We start from the raw sequence: 19880 nt of genomic DNA, 5'->3' as shown, positions 1-19880 counted from the left end.
CCGATGCTCATCAGAGCATCATTAACGAGACCGGATATACGTGTGCAGTCGTACCTACCGACCATCGTGCCTCGTGCTTGCAAACGGGGAGGACTCCATATACGCCCAGGGAGGGGTTCACAGCGCCCCCGAACAGGCCTGTCGCCGGATCAGCCTCGAGCGATGTCTGCCACGGGCACGGCTTTCGGCCCAAGCCTTTTCAGGACACACCATGAACCAACGCACCTACTATGCCCCGCATGGCGGGCATCCGCCCCAGACCCAGCTGCTCTCCGACCGGGCGGTGTTCACCGAGGCCTACGCCTTCATTCCCCGGGGGGTGATGCGCGATATCGTCACCAGCAACCTGCCGTTCTGGGAGAAGACCCGGCTGTGGGTGCTGGCGCGCCCGCTCTCCGGCTTCGCCGAGACCTTCTCCCAGTACATCATGGAGGTCTCCCCCGGCGGCGGCAGCGAACGCCCCGAGCCCGATCCCGAGGCCGAGGGGGTACTCTTCGTGGTGGAGGGCGAGATGACCCTGACCCTGGCCGGCGAGCGCCACCGCATGGTGCCCGGCGGCTATGCCTTCCTGCCGCCGGGCAGCAAGTGGCAGCTGCGCAACGAGTCCGACGCCCCGGTGCGCTTCCACTGGGTGCGCAAGGCCTACGAGCGGGTCGCGGGCATCGAGGTGCCGGAGGCCTTCGTGGTCAACGAGAACGATATCGCCCCCAACGAGATGCCGGGCACCGAGGGACGCTGGGCCACCACCCGTTTCGTCGACCCCGAGGACGTGCGCCACGACATGCACGTCAACATCGTCACCTTTCAGCCGGGCGCGGTGATCCCCTTCGACGAGACCCACGTCATGGAGCATGGCCTCTACGTGCTCGAGGGCAAGGCGGTCTACCACCTCAACCAGGAGTGGGTGGAGGTCGAGGCCGGCGACTTCATGTGGCTGCGCGCCTTCTGCCCCCAGGCCTGCTATGCCGGCGGCCCGGGCCCGTTCCGCTACCTGCTCTACAAGGACGTCAACCGCCACGCCGCCCTGCGGCCGGCAATGCGCTGAGATAGCGACGCAATCCGAGCATAGAGGTAACGCTCGAGGCTGATCCGGCGACGCGCTGAGATAGCACCAGTGAAGGGGCGCCGGGGGCAGGCTGAAGAGGAGGTCATTTGCCATGGATGGCAAATGTAGCGCCCAGGGAGGGGTTCACAGCGCCTCCTCGCAAGCCTGTCCCCGGATCAGCCCCGGAATACAGGCAGACTGACGAGTTAAACAAGAGGGCACTACATGCTCGAACTGAAAGCCGAACCCCTGACCGCCGAGGCCTTCGCGCCCTTCGGCGACGTCATCGACGCCCGCACCGCCGACTGGTTTCCGATCAATGCCGGGCGCACCCGACGCCACCACGACCTGGCCAAGGTCGAGACCCTGGGGGAGGGCGCGCGGACCCTGATCAGCGTCTTCGTCAGCCAGCCGGTGACGTTACCCCTGGAACTCGACTTCCTGGAGCGCCATCCGCTGGGCAGCCAGGCCTTCATGCCGCTCCATGAAGAACGGTTCGTGGTGGTGGTGGCGCCACCGGGCGACGAGATCGATCCTGCTGAGGTGCGCGCCTTCGTCACCGACGGGCGCCAGGGGGTCAACTATCGCGCCGGCACCTGGCATGCCATCCAGTCGGTGCTGGAGCGGGAAGGGGAGTTCTTGGTCGTCGATCGCGGCGGCGAGGGGAACAACTGCGATGAATACCCCCTGTCGATACAGGTCGTCCTGTAACGCAGGGTCCACGGCCTCCCTACAGGTACCCAAGCCCCTGAAACGGCTTGGGTATTTTTTGGATACAAGAATATTTGAAAATATTTTCCACATAGTCTTGACGCTCCGTTGTGCCGGGCCTAGTCTCGGTATGCAGAAAATGTTTCCACAAAAATAAATCCCTCAGGAGGAAGCCGTCATGGCCCGCATGACCGCCGCAGAAGCCGCCGTTCACGTGCTCCGCAAGGAAGGTATCGAGGTCGCCTTCGGCGTGCCCGGCGCCGCCATCAACCCCTTCTATGCCGCCCTGCGCAAGGTGGGAGGCGTCGACCACATCCTCGCCCGCCATGTCGAGGGCGCTTCGCACATGGCCGAGGGTTACACCCGCACCAAAGCCGGCAACATCGGGGTCTGCATCGGGACCTCGGGTCCCGCCGGCACTGACATGATCACCGGCCTCTACTCCGCCTCCGCGGACTCCATCCCGATCCTCTGCATCACCGGTCAGGCGCCCCGCGCCAAGCTGCACCAGGAGGACTTCCAGGCGGTGGACATCCGCGAGATCGCCGGGCCCGTCACCAAGTGGGCCGTCACCGTGCTGGAGCCGGCCCAGGTGCCGCGTGCCTTCCAGCAGGCCTTCCACCTGATGCGCTCGGCCCGCCCCGGCCCGGTGCTGATCGACCTGCCCATCGACGTGCAGATGAGCGAGATCGAGTTCGACCCGGACACCTACGAGCCGCTGCCGGTCTACAAGCCTACCGCTACCCGGGCCCAGGCCGAGAAGGCCATCGCCATGCTGCAGCAGGCCGAGCGGCCGCTGATCGTCGCCGGCGGCGGCATCATCAACGCCGATGCCAGCGATCGCCTGGTGGAATTCGCCGAGCTCGTCGGGGTGCCGGTGATCCCCACCCTGATGGGCTGGGGGACCATTCCCGACGACCATCCGCTGATGGCCGGCATGGTCGGGCTGCAGACCTCCCATCGCTACGGCAATGCCACCCTGCTCGAGTCGGACTTCGTGATGGGCATCGGCAACCGTTGGGCCAACCGCCACACCGGCAACGTCGAGACCTATACCCGGGGCCGCACCTTCGTCCACGTGGATATCGAGCCGACCCAGATCGGGCGCATCTTCGGTCCCGACCTCGGTATCGTTTCCGACGCCGGGGCGGCGCTCGACCTCTTCCTCGAGGTGGCCCGCGAGCTCGAGGCCGAGGGGCGGCTGCGCCAGCGCAGCCGCTGGGTCGAGGCCTGCCAGGAGCGCAAGCGCACCCTGCTGCGCAAGACTCACTTCGACGAGGTGCCGGTCAAGCCGCAGCGGGTCTACGAGGAGATGAACCGGGTCTTCAGCCGCAACACCCGCTACGTCAGCACCATCGGCCTGTCGCAGATCGCCGGTGCCCAGTTCCTCCATGTCTACCAGCCGCGTCACTGGATCAACTGCGGCCAAGCCGGCCCGCTGGGCTGGACCATCCCCGCTGCCCTGGGGGTGCGCCGCGCCGACCCCGAAGCCGAGGTGGTGGCGCTCTCCGGCGACTATGATTTCCAGTTCATGGTCGAGGAACTGGCCGCCGGCGCCCAGTTCAAGCTGCCCTGGGTGCACGTGCTGGTAAACAACTCCTACCTGGGGCTGATCCGTCAGGCCCAGCGCGGCTTCGACATGGACTACTGCGTACAGCTCGCCTTCGAGAACATCAACTGCCCCGAGATCAACGGCTACGGCGTGGACCATGTCTCGGTGGTGGAGGGGCTGGGCTGCAAGGCGCTGCGGGTCACCGAGCCCGACGCCATCGCCCCGGCCCTGGAGGAGGCCCGCCGCCTGGCCGCCGAGTATCGCGTGCCGGTGGTGGTGGAGGTGATCCTCGAGCGGGTGACCAATATCGCCATGGGCACCGACCTGGACGGCGTCAACGAGTTCGAGGCCCTGGCCGAGAACATCCAGGATGCGCCGACCTCCATCGCTTCCCTGACCTGAATCGACTACGACCCAAGGAGACCAAGATGCCCCAGTTTGCCGCCAACCTCAGCATGCTGTTCACCGAGGTGGACTTCCTCGACCGCTTCCAGGCCGCCGCAGAAGCCGGCTTCAAGGGCGTGGAGTACCTCTTCCCGTACGACTTCGAGGCCGCCGAGATCAAGCGGCGCCTCGACGACAACGGCCTGACTCAGGTGCTGTTCAACCTGCCCGCGGGCGACTGGGCCGCCGGCGAGCGCGGCATCGCCTGCCACCCGGACCGCATCGCCGAATTCCGCGAGGGGGTCGAGCGCGCCATCGCCTACGCCCGCGTGCTGGGCAATACCCAGGTCAACTGCCTGGCCGGGATCAAGCCGGAGGGCGTCAGCGACGCCGAGGCACGCCAGACCCTGGTCGGGAACCTGCGCTACGCCGCCGACAAGCTCGCGGATGCCGGCATCCTGCTGATCGCCGAGCCGATCAATACCCGCGACATCCCGGGCTTCTTCCTCAACCGCACCGAGCAGGCACTCCAGATCTTCGACGAGGTGGCAGGCGACAACCTCAAGCTGCAGTACGACATCTATCACATGCAGATCATGGAGGGGGACCTGGCGCCGACCATCGAGACGCACTTCGATCGCATCGCCCATGTGCAGATCGCCGACAACCCGGGACGTCACGAACCGGGCACTGGGGAGATCAACTACCCCTTCCTGTTCGCCCACCTGGATCGCCTGGGCTACCAGGGCTGGATCGGCGCCGAGTACAAGCCCGCCGGCCGCACCCAGGAGGGCCTGGGCTGGCTGGACGCCGCCCGCTAAGTATCTTCTCGACACCCCAATGACAAAGGAGAGAGATCATGAGCAAGATCGGATTTATTGGACTGGGCATCATGGGCCGCCCCATGGCGGGCCACCTGCTGGACGCAGGCTACGAGCTCACCACCGTCAAGCGCGGCAAGCTCGACGAGACACTGGCCAGCAAGGGCATGCAGGAGCTCGCAAGCCCCAGGGCGGTCGCCGAGCAGGCCGAGGTGATCATCACCATGGTGCCGGATACCCCGGACGTCGAGCAGGTGCTGTTCGGCGAGGGTGGGGTCATCGAGGGCCTGAAGCCCGGCACCCTGGTGATCGACATGAGCTCCATCGCGCCGATCCCCACCCAGGACTTCGCCCGGCGCATCCATGAGGCCGGCGGTGAGTATGTCGACGCCCCGGTCTCCGGCGGGGAAGGTGGTGCCATCAACGCCGCCCTGACCATCATGGTCGGCGCCACCGACGAGGGCTTCACCCGGGCCAGGCCGGTCCTCGAGGTGATGGGCAAGACCATCACCCATATCGGCGGCCACGGCGCCGGCCAGACCTGCAAGGTGGCCAACCAGATCGTCGTCGCCCTGACCATCGAGGCGGTGGCCGAGGGCCTGCTGTTCGCCTCGAAGGCGGGTGCCGACGTGGCCAAGGTGCGCGAGTCGTTGCTCGGCGGCCTGGCCCAGTCGAAGATCCTCGACGTGCACGGCGAGCGCATGATCCAGCGGACCTTCGATCCCGGCTTCAAGATCAAGCTGCACCAGAAGGACCTCAACCTGGCACTGGAAGGCGCGCGCAGCCTCGACCTGGCGCTGCCCGGTACCGCCAACGCCCAGCAGCTGTTCCAGGCCTGTGCCGCCAACGGCGGCGCCGAGTGGGACCATGCCGGCATCCTGTGTGCCCTGGAGACCCTGGCCAACCACGAGGTGGGTCAGGCATGAGTTCCGGCGTCGGCCCGGTGCTGGGCCGGCGCGGACAGGGGAGGTGACTGCTCCCCGAGGGCCTGCCGGCAGACATCGTTCGGCGACGAGCGGCAGAATCCGGTAGGCTCCGGAAGGCGGGCGTCGGGTCGTCGCGCGCCTTCCGGCCGCCCCGGCGGCCTTTCCCGGTGGCAGGCGCGACCTGTCGCCGGGTCCTTTTTCACGGACCCCGAACCCGGGGCACCGTGCATGATCCTCGAATCCGGATAGCTGCTTACGATCCCGAACCCCGAATCGATCGAGACCCAAGAATTCCTGGATGGCCCCGGTGGGGCCATCCGCCGCAGAGGAGAACCCCATGGTCGCCACGCCGTCCCCATCCTCCCCCGAGGCCATCGCTGCGCTGTCGGCGTCGGAGGCCTTGAGCTGGCTGCGCGGCCTCGCCGACACCGCCGTGCACGCCGTGCATCCCGATAGCCTGCTGCCCGGTGAGCTGCCGCCGCCACCCGCCGGCCGCACCCTGGTGGTAGGTGCCGGCAAGGCCGCTGCCGCCATGGCCGCGACCCTGGAGCGCGCCTGGCAGGCCCACCAGCCCGAGGCCCCTCTCGAGGGACTGGTGGTGACCCGCTATGGGCACGGTATCGAGGAGCACGAGGCGCCCTGCGAGCGCATCGAGGTACTCGAGGCTTCACACCCCATGCCCGACGGCCTGAGCGAGGAGGCCGCCAGGCGCATGCTCGAGGCGGTGGCGCCGCTGGGCGAGGAGGACCTGGTGATCGCGCTGATCTCCGGCGGTGGCTCGGCGCTGATGAGCCTGCCGGCACCCGGCATCACCCTGGCCGAGAAGCAGGCGCTCAACCGCGAGCTGCTGCGCTGCGGGGCGCCGATCCGCGAGATCAACACCGTGCGCCGTCACCTCTCGGCGATCAAGGGCGGGCGCCTGGCCGCCGCGGCCCACCCCGCTCAGGTGCTGACCTGGGTGATCTCCGACGTGCCCGGCGACGACCCGACTCTGGTCGCCTCCGGCCCGACCCTGCCCGACGCCAGCACCCCGGCAGATGCCCTGGCCATCCTCGAGCGCCACGGCATCGCCATTCCCGACGCGGTGCGGCGCCACCTCGAGGGGGCCGGCGAGGCGCCGGCGCCTGATGACCAAGGCTTCGCCCGCGACCGTGCCCGGGTGCTGGCTCGCGCCGCCGATGCCCTGGAAGCCGCACGAGTGGCCACCGCGACGCGTGGTATCGAGGTGCGTGTGCTGGGCGATGACCTCGAGGGCGAGGCTCGCGAGCTGGGGCGTGCCCAGGCGCACCTGGCACTCTCGAGCCAGGCGGGACTCAGCCGGCCGCTGCTGCTGCTCTCCGGCGGCGAGACCAGCGTCACGGTGCGCGGCGATGGCCGCGGCGGGCGCAACGTCGAGTACCTGCTGGGGCTCTTCGAGGCGCTTCAGGGCGCACCGGGCATCCACGCCCTGGCCATCGACACCGATGGCATCGACGGCTCCGAGGACAACGCCGGGGCCCTTATCGCCGATGCCGACTGGGCCCGTGCCCGACAGCAGGGGCTTGACCCGGCCACCTTTCTGTCACGCAATGATGCCTACACTTTCTTCCAGGCGCTGGAGCGGCTGATCGTTACCGGTCCCACGCGCACCAACGTCAACGACTTCCGTGCCATCCTGATCCTGCCGAGGACACCATGAGCCATCTCCCCCATGCCCCCATCCACGACCCCATCCGGCGTACCAAGATCGTCGCCACCCTGGGCCCCGCCAGCGACCGCGAGGGGGTGCTCGAGGCGATGATCGCCGCCGGCGTCGATGTGGTGCGCCTCAACTTCTCCCACGGCAGTGCCGATGACCATCGCCGGCGCCTCGAGCGAGTGCGCGAGATCGCCGCCCGCCAGGGCAGGAGTGTCGCCGCACTGGGCGACCTGCAGGGCCCCAAGATCCGCATCGCCCGCTTCGCCGAGGGTGCCGTGGAACTCGAGGAGGGAGACGCCTTCATCCTCGACATGGCGCTGGAAAGCGATGCGGGAACCCGGGAGCGCGTGGGCTGCGATTACAAGCAGCTGATCGAGGACGTCACCCCCGGTGACCGACTGCTGCTCGACGACGGCCGGCTGGTGCTGGACGTCAGCGGCGTCGAGGGGCGCGAGATCCACACCACCGTGACCGTGGGCGGCAAGCTCTCCAACAACAAGGGCATCAACAAGCAGGGCGGTGGCCTCTCGGCTCCGGCGCTCACCGACAAGGATCGCGCGGACCTGGCCACCGCCGTGGCGATCGGCGTCGACTACCTGGCGGTCTCCTTTCCGCGCAGTGCCGCCGACATGGCCGAGGCCCGCGAGCTGCTGGGCGAGGCCGGCGCCGAAATCGGCCTGGTGGCCAAGCTCGAGCGTGCCGAGGCGGTGGCCAGCGAGGCGACTCTGGATGGCATCATCCAGTCCTGCGAGGCGGTGATGGTGGCCCGCGGCGACCTCGGCGTTGAGATCGGCGACGAGAAGCTGATCGGCACCCAGAAGCGCATCATCAAGCGCGCCCGCACCCTCAACCGCGCGGTGATCACCGCCACCCAGATGATGGAGTCGATGATCGAGTCGCCCCTGCCCACCCGGGCCGAGGTGTTCGATGTCGCCAACGCCGTGCTCGACGGCACCGACGCGGTGATGCTCTCGGCCGAGACCGCCGCCGGCGACTTCCCGGTGGAGACCATCGAGGCCATGGACCGGGTCTGCCTGGGTGCCGAGCGCGAGAAGGTCGCCCAGGAGTCGGGCCACCGCATCCACGAGGGCTTCACCCAGATCGACGAGACCATCGCGCTCTCCGCCATGTACGCCGCCAACCATCTCTCCGGCGTGGCCGCCATCGCCTGCATGACCTCCACCGGCTACACGCCGCTGATCGCCTCGCGCATCCGTTCGGGGCTGCCCATCGTGGGTCTGGCCCACAGCGCCATCGCCCAGCGGCGCATGGCGCTCTATCGCGGGGTGGTCTCGCTGCCCTTCGATACCAGCGAGATGAGCGCGGAGGAGCTCAACGACCGCGCCCTGGCGCTGCTGGTGGACAAGGGTATCGCCGAGCCCGGCGACCACGTGATCCTTACCCGGGGCGACGAGATGAACGCTCATGGCGGCACCAACACGATGAAGATCCTCGACGTCAACGCCGGCCATCTGCCCGGGCAGTGACGGTAGGCATGTAGCGACGTGCTGATCACGGGCATCCTGTATACAGGATGCCCGCTCGATGTGGTCATTCGTGCCGAAAAGTGCGATGGTGCGGCCAGGATGATCACAATGAGCGAGAGAGCATGAGCCACTCCTGGAAGGCCGACGTCGAGGCCGCCATTCGTGCCGGCGAGCGCATCAGCGACCCCTATATCGTCGAGCAGGTGCGCCAGGCGGTTCTCAGCCAGCGCCTGCCGCCGGGAACGCGCCTGCCTGAAGTGGCACTGGGCGAGATCTTCGGCGTCAGCCGCTCGGTGGTGCGTCGCGCCCTGACTCGCCTGGCAGCCGACCATGTCATCGACCAGCGTCCCAATCAGGTGGCCCGAGTGCGCTCGCCGAGTGTGGAGGAGACCCGCGAGACCTTCGCCGCCCGCCGCCTGGTGGAGGGTGAGGTGGCCGCACTGCTCGCGGCCCAGGGGGTTGAACCTGGTGTGTTGACGGCGCTGGAGGCCGAGGCGCGGGCCGAGGCTGACGCTTACGGCCGCAGCGACGAACCGGCACGCATCGCCCACTCCCTGACCATTCATCATCGCCTGGCTGCACTCTCGCCCAATCGTGTGCTGGGGGCCATGCTCACCGATCTGGTGATGCGCACCTCCATCGTCATCGCCCTCTACAAGCGTCCCACGCTCGGTTCCTGCTACCTGGAGGGTGACCACCCGCGGCTGCTGGCGGCCCTGGGTGCGGGGGATGCCGAGGGGGCCCGTGAAGCCGTGGTTGGCCACCTGGTGAGCCTCGAGGGACTGCTCGACCTCGGTCGCCGCGAGGAGGAGACCGACCTGCGCGCCATCTTCGCCGGCGTCGCCACAAGCTGACCTGTCCCCGGCGCCTTTCGCTATCGCCGCATGGCTAACTGCGATAGCCCTGACAGGAACACCGGGCGGGTTGTGGGCATCGGCGGGGTGTCGGACAATGCGTCCATCCATGCCCGTCGGAGCCTCGTCATGCCACTCTTCCCCCGCTCGGGATGTCTCGCCCTGCTGCTGGGGCTTGCCTTGCTGCTGTCGCCGCTGGCCATCGCCGCGGCGCCACCTACCGTGGCCGCCGCCTCGGACCTGCAGTTCGCCCTGAGCGAGGCCGCCGAGCGCTTCACTGCCGAGACCGGTCGCGAGCTGCGCCTTAACTTCGGCTCCTCCGGCAACTTCCGCCGCCAGATCGCCCAGGGGGCCCCGTTCGAGCTCTATCTCTCCGCCGACGAGGCCTATGTGCTGGCGCTGCACGAGGAAGGCCACCTCGAGAATGAGGGCGTGGTCTACGCGGTGGGTCGCCTGGCCTGGCTGCAGCCGAGAGGGCAGGGGGAACTGCCGGGCGAGGAGGCTCCGCTGATCGCAGTGCGTGAGGCGATCGACGTCCATGCGGCGGGGGAGGGGCGCCCGCGCATTGCCCTGGCCAATCCCGAGCACGCCCCCTACGGCGTGGCTGCCCGCCAGGCGCTGGAGAATGCTGGACTGTGGGAGGCGAGTGCGCCGCTGCGGGTGCTGGGGGAGAACGTCTCCCAGGCCGCCCGCTTCGCCCTCTCCGGTGACGCCCGTGGGGGGCTGGTGGCCTGGTCACTGGCCCTGGCGCCGCCCATCGCCGAGCGCGGCGAGCATGTGCTGATTCCCGAGTCCTGGCATGCGCCGCTGGTCCAGCGCATGGCGCTGGTCGAGGGCGCCGGGGAGACGGCGCGTGCCTTCTATGCCTGGCTGCAGCAGGAGGAGGCCCGCGGGATCCTGGCCGACTATGGTTTTCGCGCCCCCGGCGATGGCTTCCGCCTCCCCGAGGATGCAGCGCCCTGATGGACTGGACCGCACTCTCGGTCTCGCTGCACCTGGCGACCCTGACCTGCCTGCTGCTGCTGCCGCTGGGGATCTGGCTGGGGCGAGCGCTGGCCACCAGCCGCTCCCGCGCCAAGCCGCTGGGCGAGGCGCTGGTGGCCCTGCCGCTGGTGATGCCACCCACGGTGCTGGGCTTCTACCTGATGCAGGCCTTCGGCGTCGAGGCGCCCTTCGGCGGGCTCTGGCAGCGGCTGTTCGGTTCGGGGCTCAACTTCACCTTCGAGGGCATCCTGCTCGCCTCCCTGGTGGCCAACCTGCCCTTTGCGGTCCAGCCGGTACAGCGCGCCTTCGAGGCGGTGCCGAGCAACCTGCGTGAAGCGGCCTGGTGCAGCGGGCTGTCGCCGCTGCATACCCTGTGGCGCATCGAGCTACCGCTGGTGTGGCCGGGCATCGTCTCGGCCCTGGCCCTCACCTTCGCCCACACCCTGGGGGAGTTCGGGGTGATCCTGATGGTGGGTGGCGCCATCGACGGCGAGACCCGCACCCTGGCCATCGCCATCTACGACCGGGTGCAGGCCTTCGACGAGAGCGGCGCGGGCACCATGTCGGCAATGCTGCTGCTGGCTTCCTTCCTCACCATCGGCGTGGTCTACGGCCTGGCGGGCCGGCGGAGGTGGCGCCGTGGCTGAGCCCCTGGTTTCGTCCGCCAGCCTCGCCGTCAGCCTCCACCAGGCGGGGCCCATTCCGCTGGCCGCGGAGTTCCACTGCGCGGCCGGCGAACTGCTGGCACTGGTGGGTCCCTCCGGCAGCGGCAAGACGACCCTGTTGCGTGCGGTGGCCGGGCTCTATCGCCCGGCCGGTGGACGCATCGCCTGTGGCGACGCCCTGTGGTTCGATGCCGGCAGACGGCTCTCCCTGCCGCCACAGCGGCGCCGGGTCGGGCTGGTGTTCCAGGACTATGCGCTGTTCCCCCATCTGACCGCCCTGGGCAATGTCATGGTCGCCCTGGGCCACCTGCCCCCTGCCGAACGCCGCCGGCGCGCCGAGGAGTGGCTGACGCGGGTGCGCCTGGACGGCCTGGCCGGGCGCCATCCGGCCGAACTCTCCGGCGGCCAGCGCCAGCGGGTAGCCTTGGCCCGGGCGCTGGCGCGCAATCCCCGGGTGCTGCTGCTCGACGAGCCCTTCTCGGCGGTGGATCAGGTCACCCGTCGGCGCCTGCAGCGCGAGCTGGCGCTGCTGCGCCAGGAGATCCGCATCCCCATCGTGCTGGTCACCCACGACCTCGACGAGGCGGCGGCGCTGGCGGATCGACTCTGCGTGCTGCACGCTGGGCGCACCCTGCAGGAGGGCCAGCCGGAGTCGCTGTTCCGTCGCCCGGTGTCGCCGCAGGTGGCGCGCCTGCTCGACCGCCACAATGTGTTTACCGGCGAGGTGGTGGAGGAGGGCGGTGAGCGTCGGCTGGCCTGGGGTCCCTGGCGGCTGGAGGTGGCCGAGGGGCTGGCGTCGCTGCCGCCGGGTGCCCGGGTGGCCTGGTACTTGCCGCCCTCGGATGTGGTGCTGCACCGACGCGGGAGGCCTTCGCTGGGCGAGCGCGAGAACCCGGTGCATGCCCGGGTCGAGGAGCTGGTGGTGCTGGGCGGGATGACCTCGGTGACCCTGGCCTTCGATCACACCCCGCAGCGGCTCGGCTTCGAGATCGCCACCCACGCCGCCCGCCGCAACGGACTGGCCCGGGGCGAGGCGGTGCAGGTCTCGCTGCTCGCCGCGGGTATCCACCTGATGCCGGAGACTTCCGCCGCCGGCGATGACACCAGGAGCCTGCCATGAAACACCTCCTTCATGCCGCCATCCTCGCCCTCGGCTCGCTGGCACTGCCCGCGGCGAGCCTCGCCCAGGAACCCGCGGAGCACTTGCCACTCGCCGTTCACAGCGACTCGGGGCAGCATGACTTCCGGGTCGAGGTGGCGGATGAGCCGGCCGAGCGCAGCCGCGGACTGATGGGGCGGGAGCACCTTGCCGCCGATGCCGGCATGCTATTCCTCTATCCCGGCGATCAGGCCGGCGGTAGTGGCTTCTGGATGTACCGCACCCTGATCCCGCTGGATATCGCCTTCATCGACGGGGAAGGGCGCATCGTCTCGACCCACACCATGCAGCCCTGCGGCTCGGGTGACGCCGCCGACTGCGCGGTGACCCGCCCCGGGGTGTCCTATCGGGCCGCACTGGAGGTCAATGCCGGTACCTTCGAGGCGCTCGACATCGAGGTGGGGAACTGTGTCACCTGGCCGGGGGCGGAGTCCCGCTGTGACTAGGGCCATCCCGGGCTGTCATTCAACGCTGCTCGCCCTAGAATAGTCGGATGCAGTCGCACGACTGCATCGCTTGATCCATAACCATAATTGCGTCTCGATGCCTTCGAGACGCCGCTGCAAGGACACGCCATGACTACCCATCGACCGCTTGCCAAGCTGGCCGCCGCCCTGGCCGGCGCCGCCGTGCTCTCCGCCTCGCTCTCCGTCCAGGCCCGTGAGATCGCCATCTCAACCGTGCTTTCCGACGCCTTCCCCTGGGGCCAGGCCGCCGCGAAATGGGCCGAGCTGGTGGAGGAGCGCACCGAGGGGCGCATCACCATGCGCGTCTACCCCAACTCCCAGCTGGTCAACGGTGACCAGACCCGCGAATTCTCCGCCATGCGCTCCGGTCTGATCGACGCGGCGGTGGGTTCCACGATCAACTGGTCGCCCCAGGTGCCGGAACTCAACCTCTTCTCGCTGCCCTTCCTGCTGCCCGACGAGGCGGCGGTGGATGCGGTCACCGGCGGCGAGGCCGGCGAGATGGTCTTCGCGGCCATCGAGTCCCGCGACGTGATTCCGCTGGGCTGGGGCGAGAACGGTTTCCGCCAGCTCTCCAACTCGCGGGGGGCGATCGATGAGCCTGCCGATCTCGAGGGGCTGAAGATTCGCGTGGTGGGCTCGCCGCTGTTCCAGGACACCTTCGACGCCCTGGGCGCCGACCCCACCCAGATGAGCTGGGCCGACGCCAAGCCGGCGCTGACCACCGGCGCGGTGGATGGCCAGGAGAACCCGCTCTCGGTGTTCGACGTGGCGCGCATCGACCAGGTGGGTCAGGAGCACCTGACCCTGTGGAACTACATGAACGATCCGCTGATCTTCGCCGTGAACCGTCAGGTGTGGGAGTCCCTCGAGGAGGGTGACCGCGAGATCCTGCGCGAGGCCGCAGTGGAAGCGGGCGAGTGGGAGATCGCCATGACCCGCGAGGAGGAGAGCGAGCGCCTGGCCGCCATCCAGGAGCGCGGCGTCACCGTCACCGAGCTCTCCGATGAGCAGTACCAGGCCTTCGTCGAGGCCACCGCCGGTGTTCACGACGAGTGGATTCCCAAGATCGGCGAGGAGATCGTCGAGGCCGCCCGTGCCTCTGTCGAGTCGCGCTGATCCCCGCCCTTCCTTCCGACTGACCGGCCGGCCCTAGTGGCCGGCCGCTGCCTTGTGAGGTAACCCATGATCCCTTCCCCGGACGCCAGGCCGGAGCGCTGGCTGGCCGCCCTGGCCCTGGTGATCATCTCGCTGATCAGCCTGGGTAACGTGGTGACCCGCTACATCACCGGCGGCTCGCTGGCCTTTACCGAGGAGCTCTCGGTGTTCCTGCTGGTGGTACTGACCTTCGCCGGCGCCGCCGTGGCGCTGCGCCGTAACGGCCATATCCGCATCGGCATGCTGGAGCGAGCCCTGCCAACCGGGCCGCGCCGGCTGCTGGTGCTCTTCCAGGGTGCCTGCGGCATCGCCGTGCTGGGCCTGATCAGCTGGTTCGGCGCCAAGCTGGCCTGGCAGGAGTACCAGTGGGGGACCCTCTCGCCGGGGCTGGGGCTGCCCCAGTGGTGGTATATCGTCTGGCTGCCACTCCTGGCAGCGGTGATGCTGGTGCGCCAGCTGCAGCAGACATGGGACCGCCTGCGCGGGAGGCTCGACGATGAGTCCTGACCTGTGGATGCTGCTGGCCTTCGCCGGCTTCTTGATCGCCGGGGTCCCGGTCGCCTTCTCCCTGGCGCTGGCCGGTGCCACGGGAATACTGGCCGGGCTGTCGCCGGCGATGCTGGCGACGCTGGGCACCAACACCTACAACAGCATCGCCAAGTACCCGCTGATCGCCATCCCGCTGTTCATCCTTACCGGGCTGATCTTCGAGCGCTCCGGTGTCGCGCTGCGCCTGGTGCGCTTCGCCCAGGCGCTGATCGGCCCGCGCCACGGCGGCCTGGCGCTGGTGGCGGTGCTGGTGTGCATGATCATGGGGGGCATGAGTGGCTCGGGGCCGGCGGACGCCGCCGCGGTGGCCATGGTGATGCTGCCCAGCATGACGAAGGCCGGCTATCCGAAGCCGTTCTCGGCCACGCTGATCGCCGCCTCGGCCTCCACGGCGATCCTGATCCCGCCCTCGGTGGCGCTGATCCTCTACTCCATCGTGGTGCCGGGGGTCGACCTGAGAGCGCTGTTCGCCGCCGGGCTCTTCCCCGGGATACTGGCCGGCCTGGCCCTGCTGGTGCCGGCACTGATCGTCTCCAGGCGTTATGGTTGGGAAGGGCGGAGCTGGGAAGGCGGCATGTCGGTGGCGGGCGCGGAGCGCCTCAGGGTGGGCGAGACCTTCAAGCAGGCGCTGCCGGCGCTGTTCGCGCCAATATTGATCCTCGGCGGGCTGCGCTCGGGGCTCTTTACTCCCACCGAGGCTGCGGTGGTGGCCGTGGCCTACGGCGTGGTGATCGGACTCTTCGTCACCCGCGAGCTCGGCTGGCGCGATCTCTGGGCGCTGTTCGGCGAGGCGGCGGTGATCTCCGGCGTGGTGATGCTGATCATCGCCCTGGCGGGCATCTTCGCCTGGGCGGGCACCATGCTTGGCACCTTCCGCCACCTGGCGGAGTGGATCATCTCGCTCTCCGACAGCGGCGTCGTGCTGCTGGTGCTGGTCATGCTGGCGGTGCTGGCCGCCGGCATGCTGCTCGACGCCATCTCCATCTACCTGATCATGATGCCGATCCTGATCCCGGTGATGCAGCACTTCGAGTGGAATCCGGTGTGGTTCGGCATCCTGCTGGCGATGAACGTCGCCATCGGCCAGTTCACCCCGCCGGTGGCGGTCAACCTGATGGTGACCACCGAAGTGGCGAAGATCCGTCTGGAGCAGACCGTGGGCTGGGCGCTGCTGTTCGTCGTCGCCATGGCCGGCGCCCTGGCGCTGGTGGCGGTGTTCCCGGAGATCGCCCTGTGGTTGCCGCGAACCCTCGGCTACAACGTGGGGTAGGTTGCTACCCTGCCTGCAGCTCGTCGAGTAGTCGCCGGAAGAGCGCGGCGCTCCTGGCATCGAAGAGCACGAAGCGCACCCGCTCCAGGTGCGGGCAGCGGGGCAGGGTGGTGGACACCGTCTCCAGTGCCACCCGCGCGGCTTCCTCCAGCGGGTAGCCGAAGGCACCGGCGGAGAGCGCCGGGAAGGCGATGGAGTGCAGGCCCTCGCGTTCGGCAAGCTCCAGGGCGTTGCGATAGCAGTCGGCGAGCAGCGCCTCCGCCGGCTCATCCACACCGTAGACCGGCCCCAGGCAGTGGATCACGTACTGGTTGGGCAGCGCGAAGGCCGCGGTGATCACCGCCTCGCCCGGGCGGATCGGCGCCAGTGGCCGACAGGCGCGGTCGAGTTCGGGGCCAGCGGCGCGGTGCAGGGCACCGGCCACGCCGCCGCCGGGGCGCAGCTGGGCGTTGGCGGCGTTGACCACCGCCTCGATGTCGGGCTGCCTGGCGATATCGCCCTGGATACATTCGATCATGCGGCCTCCTCGGTTGCGTTCGTTCAGGGCTGCCACAGCGGCAGCCTGGCGAGGTCGTCGCGACGGTCGCGGGAGAGCGGCAGTCGCTCCCGCGCCTCGGCCAGGGCCTGCCTGGAGAGTGACACCCGGCGCCACACCTCGTGCGGGCCGAAGTCCATCACGGGGTGCGCCTCGTCCACCAGCGGCGGACAGAGCAGCGAGTGGCCCCAGGCCTCACCGGCGCGGTTGAGGCTCAGCCACCACTGCTGGTTCTCCATGGCGCGGGCGGTGACGAAGGCGTGCCAGCTGGCGAAGGAGAAGTCGCGGGTGAAGGCCACCGGGTGCAGCACCAGCTCCACTCCCTCGGCGGCCAGGCGCCGTGCCAGCTCGGGGAAGCGCAGGTCGTAGCAGATCATCACTCCGACCCGCCAGCCGGCGATGTCCACCACCAGCAGGCTCTCGCCGGGAATGAAGTGGGCCGCCTCGCTGGAGGCGCCGAACTGGGCACAGTGCAGCTTGTCGTAGACGCCGGCCAGGGCACCATCCGGCCCCACCAGCACCTGGCTGATATGGCGGCCCCGGGCGCTGCGACGGGCGGTGCCATAGGCGATGGTGCACTCCAGGCGCCGGGCCAGCTCGCTGAAACGTTCGTAGACGGGCCCCTGCAGGTCGTCGTCCAGGTCCCTCAGGCAGGCGAAGGCGCTGCTGCCGTACTCCAGGGTGGTGAGCTCGGGCAGCACGATCAGGTCGGGACGACTCGCCTGGCAACGGGACTCGATCTCGCGGCTCAGCTGGCGCAGCCAGGTGAGCTGGTCGCCGCGGCAGCGAATGGCGGGTATGGCGGGTTGGCAGGCAAGCAGTTCCATGGGATCTCCTGGGGCATGCGACCTCCCGTGACCTGCGACCAAGGGGCACGGGAGCCATTCGCGGTGGTCGGCCTATAATAGGCCCCGTCCATCTCCTTCCCTCAGGCTATCAGGAGTCCCGATGTTCTTCCCGCCGCGCCTCGCGCCTCTGGTCTTCGCCGTGTTGATGTCGCTGTATATGGTGTTCCTGATGACCTTCGTGATCACCTGGGTCAATACCGGTCTGGGCGAGGGTTTTGTCGGCCGCTGGTGGCGCGCCTTCTATATCGCCTGGCCTATCGCCTTCTCGTTGATACTGGTCGGTGCGCCAAGACTGCAACGCCTTACCGCAGGGCTCATTCGCAAGCCCTAGCATGGTAGCCGCCGGATGAAAGGGGTGTTGCGATTTACTGAACTTTTCGCGACATTCGTTGCAAATCGGCGCACAAAGTTGCAACTCAAGCCTCGTCCCTGTACCAATAGCCTCCCCCGATAACCGATGCCGGCACCGCCTCCCGTGGCGGAAGCCCCGGGCCCCTGTGCCAGGGCGCCGGACGCGACAACATGAGGAGGCGAGATGAACCAGAGCGTCAATATCGAGCTCGGCAGCCCCGCGGCCGAGGCCTTCGAGGCCCGTCAGTTCAAGGTCTACACCCACCGCCAGCTCGACAAGATCGAAGCGATCCAGAACCTGCCTGACGACCTGCGCTTCGACATGCGGGTCGTCAGCCAGGTGCTGCCGTTCCGGGTCAACGAGTACGTGATCGAGGAGCTGATCGACTGGGACAGGGTGCCCGAAGACCCGGTCTTCCAGCTCACCTTCCCCCAGCGCGGCATGCTGCTTCCCGAGCACTTCGAGGAGGTGGCCGAGCTGATGCGCCGCGAGGCCACCGCCGCCGAGATGAAACCGGTGATCGAGCGCATCCGCTCCGAACTCAACCCGCATCCGGCGGGGCAGATGGACCTCAACCTGCCGTTGCTCGATGGCGAGCCGCTGCCCGGCATGCAGCACAAGTACCGCGAGACGGTGCTGTTCTTCCCCAGCCAGGGCCAGGTCTGCCACAGCTACTGCACCTTCTGCTTCCGCTGGGCGCAGTTCGTCGGCGACAAGGACCTGAAGTTCGCCTCCAATGAAGCGGATTCCCTGCACCGCTACCTGGCCGAGCACACCGAGGTCACCGACCTGCTGATGACCGGCGGCGACCCCATGGTGATGAAGGCCAAGCACCTGCGTCAGTACCTGGAGGGGCTGATGGCGCCGGAGCTGGATCACGTCCAGGACATCCGTATCGGCACCAAGAGCCTGACCTTCTGGCCCTATCGCTTCGTCACCGATCCGGACGCCGAGGATATCCTCGAGTTGTTCAGAGAGTTGGTGGCTGCCGGGAAGCATGTCGCCTTCATGGCGCACTTCAACCACTGGAGGGAGATGGACACCCCCATCTGCCGCGAGGCGATCCGCCGCATCCGGGCCACCGGGGCGGAAATCCGTACCCAGGCGCCGTTGCTCAAGCACATCAACGACGATGCCGACCAGTGGGCACGCATGTGGACCACCCAGGTGCGCCTGGGGATGATCCCGTATTACATGTTCGTGGAGCGCGATACCGGCGCCCGCCACTACTTCGAGGTGCCGCTGGTCAAGGCGTGGGAGATCTACCGCGAGGCGATGAAGCAGGTGCCGGGCCTGGCGCGCACGGCTCGTGGGCCGTCGATGTCTGCCGATCCGGGCAAGGTGGAGATCCAGGGGGTGACGGAGATCCAGGGCGAGAAGGTCTTCGTGCTGCGTTTCATCCAGGGGCGCGACAGCGACTGGGTGCAGCGGCCCTTCTTCGCCAAGTACGACGAAGCCGCCACCTGGCTCAACCACCTGAAACCGGCGCTGGGAGAGGAAGAGTTCTTCTTCGAGGCCGAGTTTGCCGCCATGAAGGACGACAAGCAGGCGCTGATCATGAAGGCATCGTGAGGCTCCTATCGCTCGATCCCTGACCTCTAAGTACCACATGCCCCCTTGGCTTTCCCAACGGGGGCATTTTGCATTCTCCTGCTTCAGAAGGAAGGCAGGCTGTTTCCGAGGTGGCAGGCCTTTGGTATCATAGCGTGATAATTAATTATTATTAAGTTAATAAAGCGCAGGAAGCTAAAGTAATGTCAGCTAAAGATAGTGAAAAAATACTTAAGGCGGCATTTTTAATGCCGTTTCTTTTGGTTGTTCCAGGGTTGGTTCTTATATTTAAAAAGATGTGGCGAGGGCTTCTTTTTCTAGTGGCCCTTTCTTTGGTTGTTGCGTACTTGCTTTACTCTATGAGGAGCGAGTTTGATGTCGAGGTTTGGGTGCTTGCCTTTTTTATAGTGCAAGCATTTTCTTTTTCAATTGTTTTTGGCAGGGAGGCTTTGAAGAGTGAGTGCTAAAGAAGAGTTTGATGAGCTTTCAGCATCTGATGAGATTGATCTCCGTGATCTAGTCTTAGCCATTTTTGAAGGGTGGTACTGGATCGTTGGGGCAGTAGTAGTGGCTGTTATAGCTAGCTTTACCTATGTTTCAGCTGTCACGCCTGTTTATACTACTGAGCTAAAGTTTAATGGCCACCCTGATGGGTTGAGAGCATTGAATAATATGCCTGGAACTAGCTATACATCGGGGCAGGTTGTGGCTGAGTTGTCGCAAAGAGTGGGTAGTTACGAAAACTTTCAGCGATACCTGGAAGAGTCAGAAGAAACTAGGGTTGAGCTATTCGATTATTTCGATGTAGGTGCAGGTGAAGAAGATGCAGTGGAGAAGGTGAGAAGGCTGTTTTTTGCCAATTTCTCTGTTTCTTCTTCACAAGA

21 protein-coding genes are annotated in these 19880 nt (G+C 67.4%); 19 read left to right on the top strand and 2 right to left on the bottom strand.

Annotated elements, in window-relative coordinates:
- The first annotated feature begins 211 nt into the window (after positions 1–211).
- From LWH48_RS16640 to LWH48_RS16570, 15 genes are all read left to right on the top strand, one after another.
- Entirely contained in the window at positions 212–1045 is an 834-nt protein-coding gene (locus LWH48_RS16640) for a bifunctional allantoicase/(S)-ureidoglycine aminohydrolase (RefSeq protein WP_232913446.1), read from the top strand.
- 225 nt (positions 1046–1270) lie between these two features.
- Positions 1271–1756 (top strand): ureidoglycolate lyase, encoded by a 486-nt coding sequence (locus LWH48_RS16635; protein WP_232913445.1) that lies wholly within the window; start codon positions 1271–1273, stop codon positions 1754–1756.
- A gap of 178 nt (positions 1757–1934) precedes the next feature.
- Positions 1935–3710 (top strand): glyoxylate carboligase, encoded by a 1776-nt coding sequence (gene gcl / locus LWH48_RS16630; RefSeq protein ID WP_232913444.1) that lies wholly within the window; start codon positions 1935–1937, stop codon positions 3708–3710.
- 26 nt (positions 3711–3736) lie between these two features.
- Positions 3737–4513, top strand: a complete 777-nt coding sequence (gene hyi / locus LWH48_RS16625; RefSeq protein WP_232913443.1) for a hydroxypyruvate isomerase — start codon at positions 3737–3739, stop codon at positions 4511–4513.
- 38 nt (positions 4514–4551) lie between these two features.
- Complete coding sequence (locus LWH48_RS16620) at positions 4552–5439, top strand: 2-hydroxy-3-oxopropionate reductase (RefSeq protein WP_232913442.1); 888 nt, start codon at positions 4552–4554, stop codon at positions 5437–5439.
- 337 nt (positions 5440–5776) lie between these two features.
- On the top strand, positions 5777–7117 hold the full coding sequence (locus tag LWH48_RS16615) for a glycerate kinase type-2 family protein (RefSeq protein ID WP_232913441.1): 1341 nt from the start codon (positions 5777–5779) through the stop codon (positions 7115–7117).
- Positions 7114–8604, top strand: a complete 1491-nt coding sequence (gene pyk, locus LWH48_RS16610; RefSeq protein ID WP_161430839.1) for a pyruvate kinase — start codon at positions 7114–7116, stop codon at positions 8602–8604. The genes LWH48_RS16615 and pyk overlap by 4 nt, the downstream gene beginning before the upstream one ends.
- Positions 8605–8726: 122 nt before the next feature.
- Positions 8727–9458, top strand: coding sequence for a GntR family transcriptional regulator (locus LWH48_RS16605; protein ID WP_232913440.1), 732 nt, complete (start codon positions 8727–8729; stop codon positions 9456–9458).
- A 129-nt stretch (positions 9459–9587) separates the two neighbouring features.
- Positions 9588–10421 (top strand): molybdate ABC transporter substrate-binding protein, encoded by an 834-nt coding sequence (gene modA, locus LWH48_RS16600; RefSeq protein ID WP_232913439.1) that lies wholly within the window; start codon positions 9588–9590, stop codon positions 10419–10421.
- Positions 10421–11089 carry a molybdate ABC transporter permease subunit gene (modB, locus tag LWH48_RS16595; protein ID WP_232913438.1) on the top strand — a complete coding sequence of 223 codons (669 nt, stop codon included), beginning with the start codon at positions 10421–10423 and terminating at the stop codon, positions 11087–11089. The genes modA and modB overlap by 1 nt, the downstream gene beginning before the upstream one ends.
- Positions 11082–12227: an ABC transporter ATP-binding protein gene (locus tag LWH48_RS16590; RefSeq protein ID WP_232913437.1), complete on the top strand. Its 1146-nt coding sequence runs from the start codon at positions 11082–11084 to the stop codon at positions 12225–12227. Before modB ends, LWH48_RS16590 begins: the two co-directional genes overlap by 8 nt.
- Complete coding sequence (locus tag LWH48_RS16585) at positions 12224–12712, top strand: DUF192 domain-containing protein (protein ID WP_232913436.1); 489 nt, start codon at positions 12224–12226, stop codon at positions 12710–12712. Before LWH48_RS16590 ends, LWH48_RS16585 begins: the two co-directional genes overlap by 4 nt.
- A 129-nt stretch (positions 12713–12841) precedes the next feature.
- Positions 12842–13852 carry a DctP family TRAP transporter solute-binding subunit gene (locus tag LWH48_RS16580; RefSeq protein ID WP_161430850.1) on the top strand — a complete coding sequence of 337 codons (1011 nt, stop codon included), beginning with the start codon at positions 12842–12844 and terminating at the stop codon, positions 13850–13852.
- A 66-nt stretch (positions 13853–13918) separates the two neighbouring features.
- Positions 13919–14398, top strand: a complete 480-nt coding sequence (locus tag LWH48_RS16575) for a TRAP transporter small permease (protein ID WP_232913435.1) — start codon at positions 13919–13921, stop codon at positions 14396–14398.
- A complete protein-coding gene (locus tag LWH48_RS16570; protein ID WP_232913434.1) occupies positions 14388–15710 on the top strand; it encodes a TRAP transporter large permease in 1323 nt (440 codons plus the stop codon). The genes LWH48_RS16575 and LWH48_RS16570 overlap by 11 nt, the downstream gene beginning before the upstream one ends.
- Positions 15711–15714: 4 nt before the next feature.
- Here the strand turns inward: LWH48_RS16570 and LWH48_RS16565 are convergent, their stop codons facing one another.
- The gene (locus tag LWH48_RS16565) at positions 15715–16227 is read right to left on the bottom strand and encodes a macro domain-containing protein (protein ID WP_232913433.1); all 513 of its coding nucleotides are present in this window, start codon (positions 16225–16227) and stop codon (positions 15715–15717) included.
- A 23-nt stretch (positions 16228–16250) separates the two neighbouring features.
- On the bottom strand, positions 16251–17072 hold the full coding sequence (locus LWH48_RS16560) for a carbon-nitrogen hydrolase family protein (protein WP_232913432.1): 822 nt from the start codon (positions 17070–17072) through the stop codon (positions 16251–16253).
- A gap of 121 nt (positions 17073–17193) precedes the next feature.
- Between LWH48_RS16560 and LWH48_RS16555 the strand changes: the two genes are divergently transcribed.
- The 4 genes from LWH48_RS16555 to LWH48_RS16540 form a co-directional block, all read left to right on the top strand.
- On the top strand, positions 17194–17424 hold the full coding sequence (locus LWH48_RS16555) for a DUF2798 domain-containing protein (protein WP_232913431.1): 231 nt from the start codon (positions 17194–17196) through the stop codon (positions 17422–17424).
- A gap of 204 nt (positions 17425–17628) precedes the next feature.
- The gene (locus LWH48_RS16550; protein ID WP_232913430.1) at positions 17629–19017 is read left to right on the top strand and encodes a KamA family radical SAM protein; all 1389 of its coding nucleotides are present in this window, start codon (positions 17629–17631) and stop codon (positions 19015–19017) included.
- Between the two features lie 182 nt (positions 19018–19199).
- Positions 19200–19463, top strand: a complete 264-nt coding sequence (locus LWH48_RS16545) for a hypothetical protein (protein WP_232913429.1) — start codon at positions 19200–19202, stop codon at positions 19461–19463.
- On the top strand, positions 19453–19880 hold a 428-nt coding region (locus LWH48_RS16540), incomplete at its 3' end, for a Wzz/FepE/Etk N-terminal domain-containing protein (RefSeq protein WP_232913428.1). The genes LWH48_RS16545 and LWH48_RS16540, both read left to right, overlap by 11 nt.

It is taken from the genome of Halomonas sp. G15, from assembly GCF_021282295.1.
Classification (GTDB): Bacteria; Pseudomonadota; Gammaproteobacteria; order Pseudomonadales; family Halomonadaceae; genus Halomonas; species Halomonas alimentaria.
This window is presented reverse-complemented; position numbering and strand designations above follow the sequence as displayed.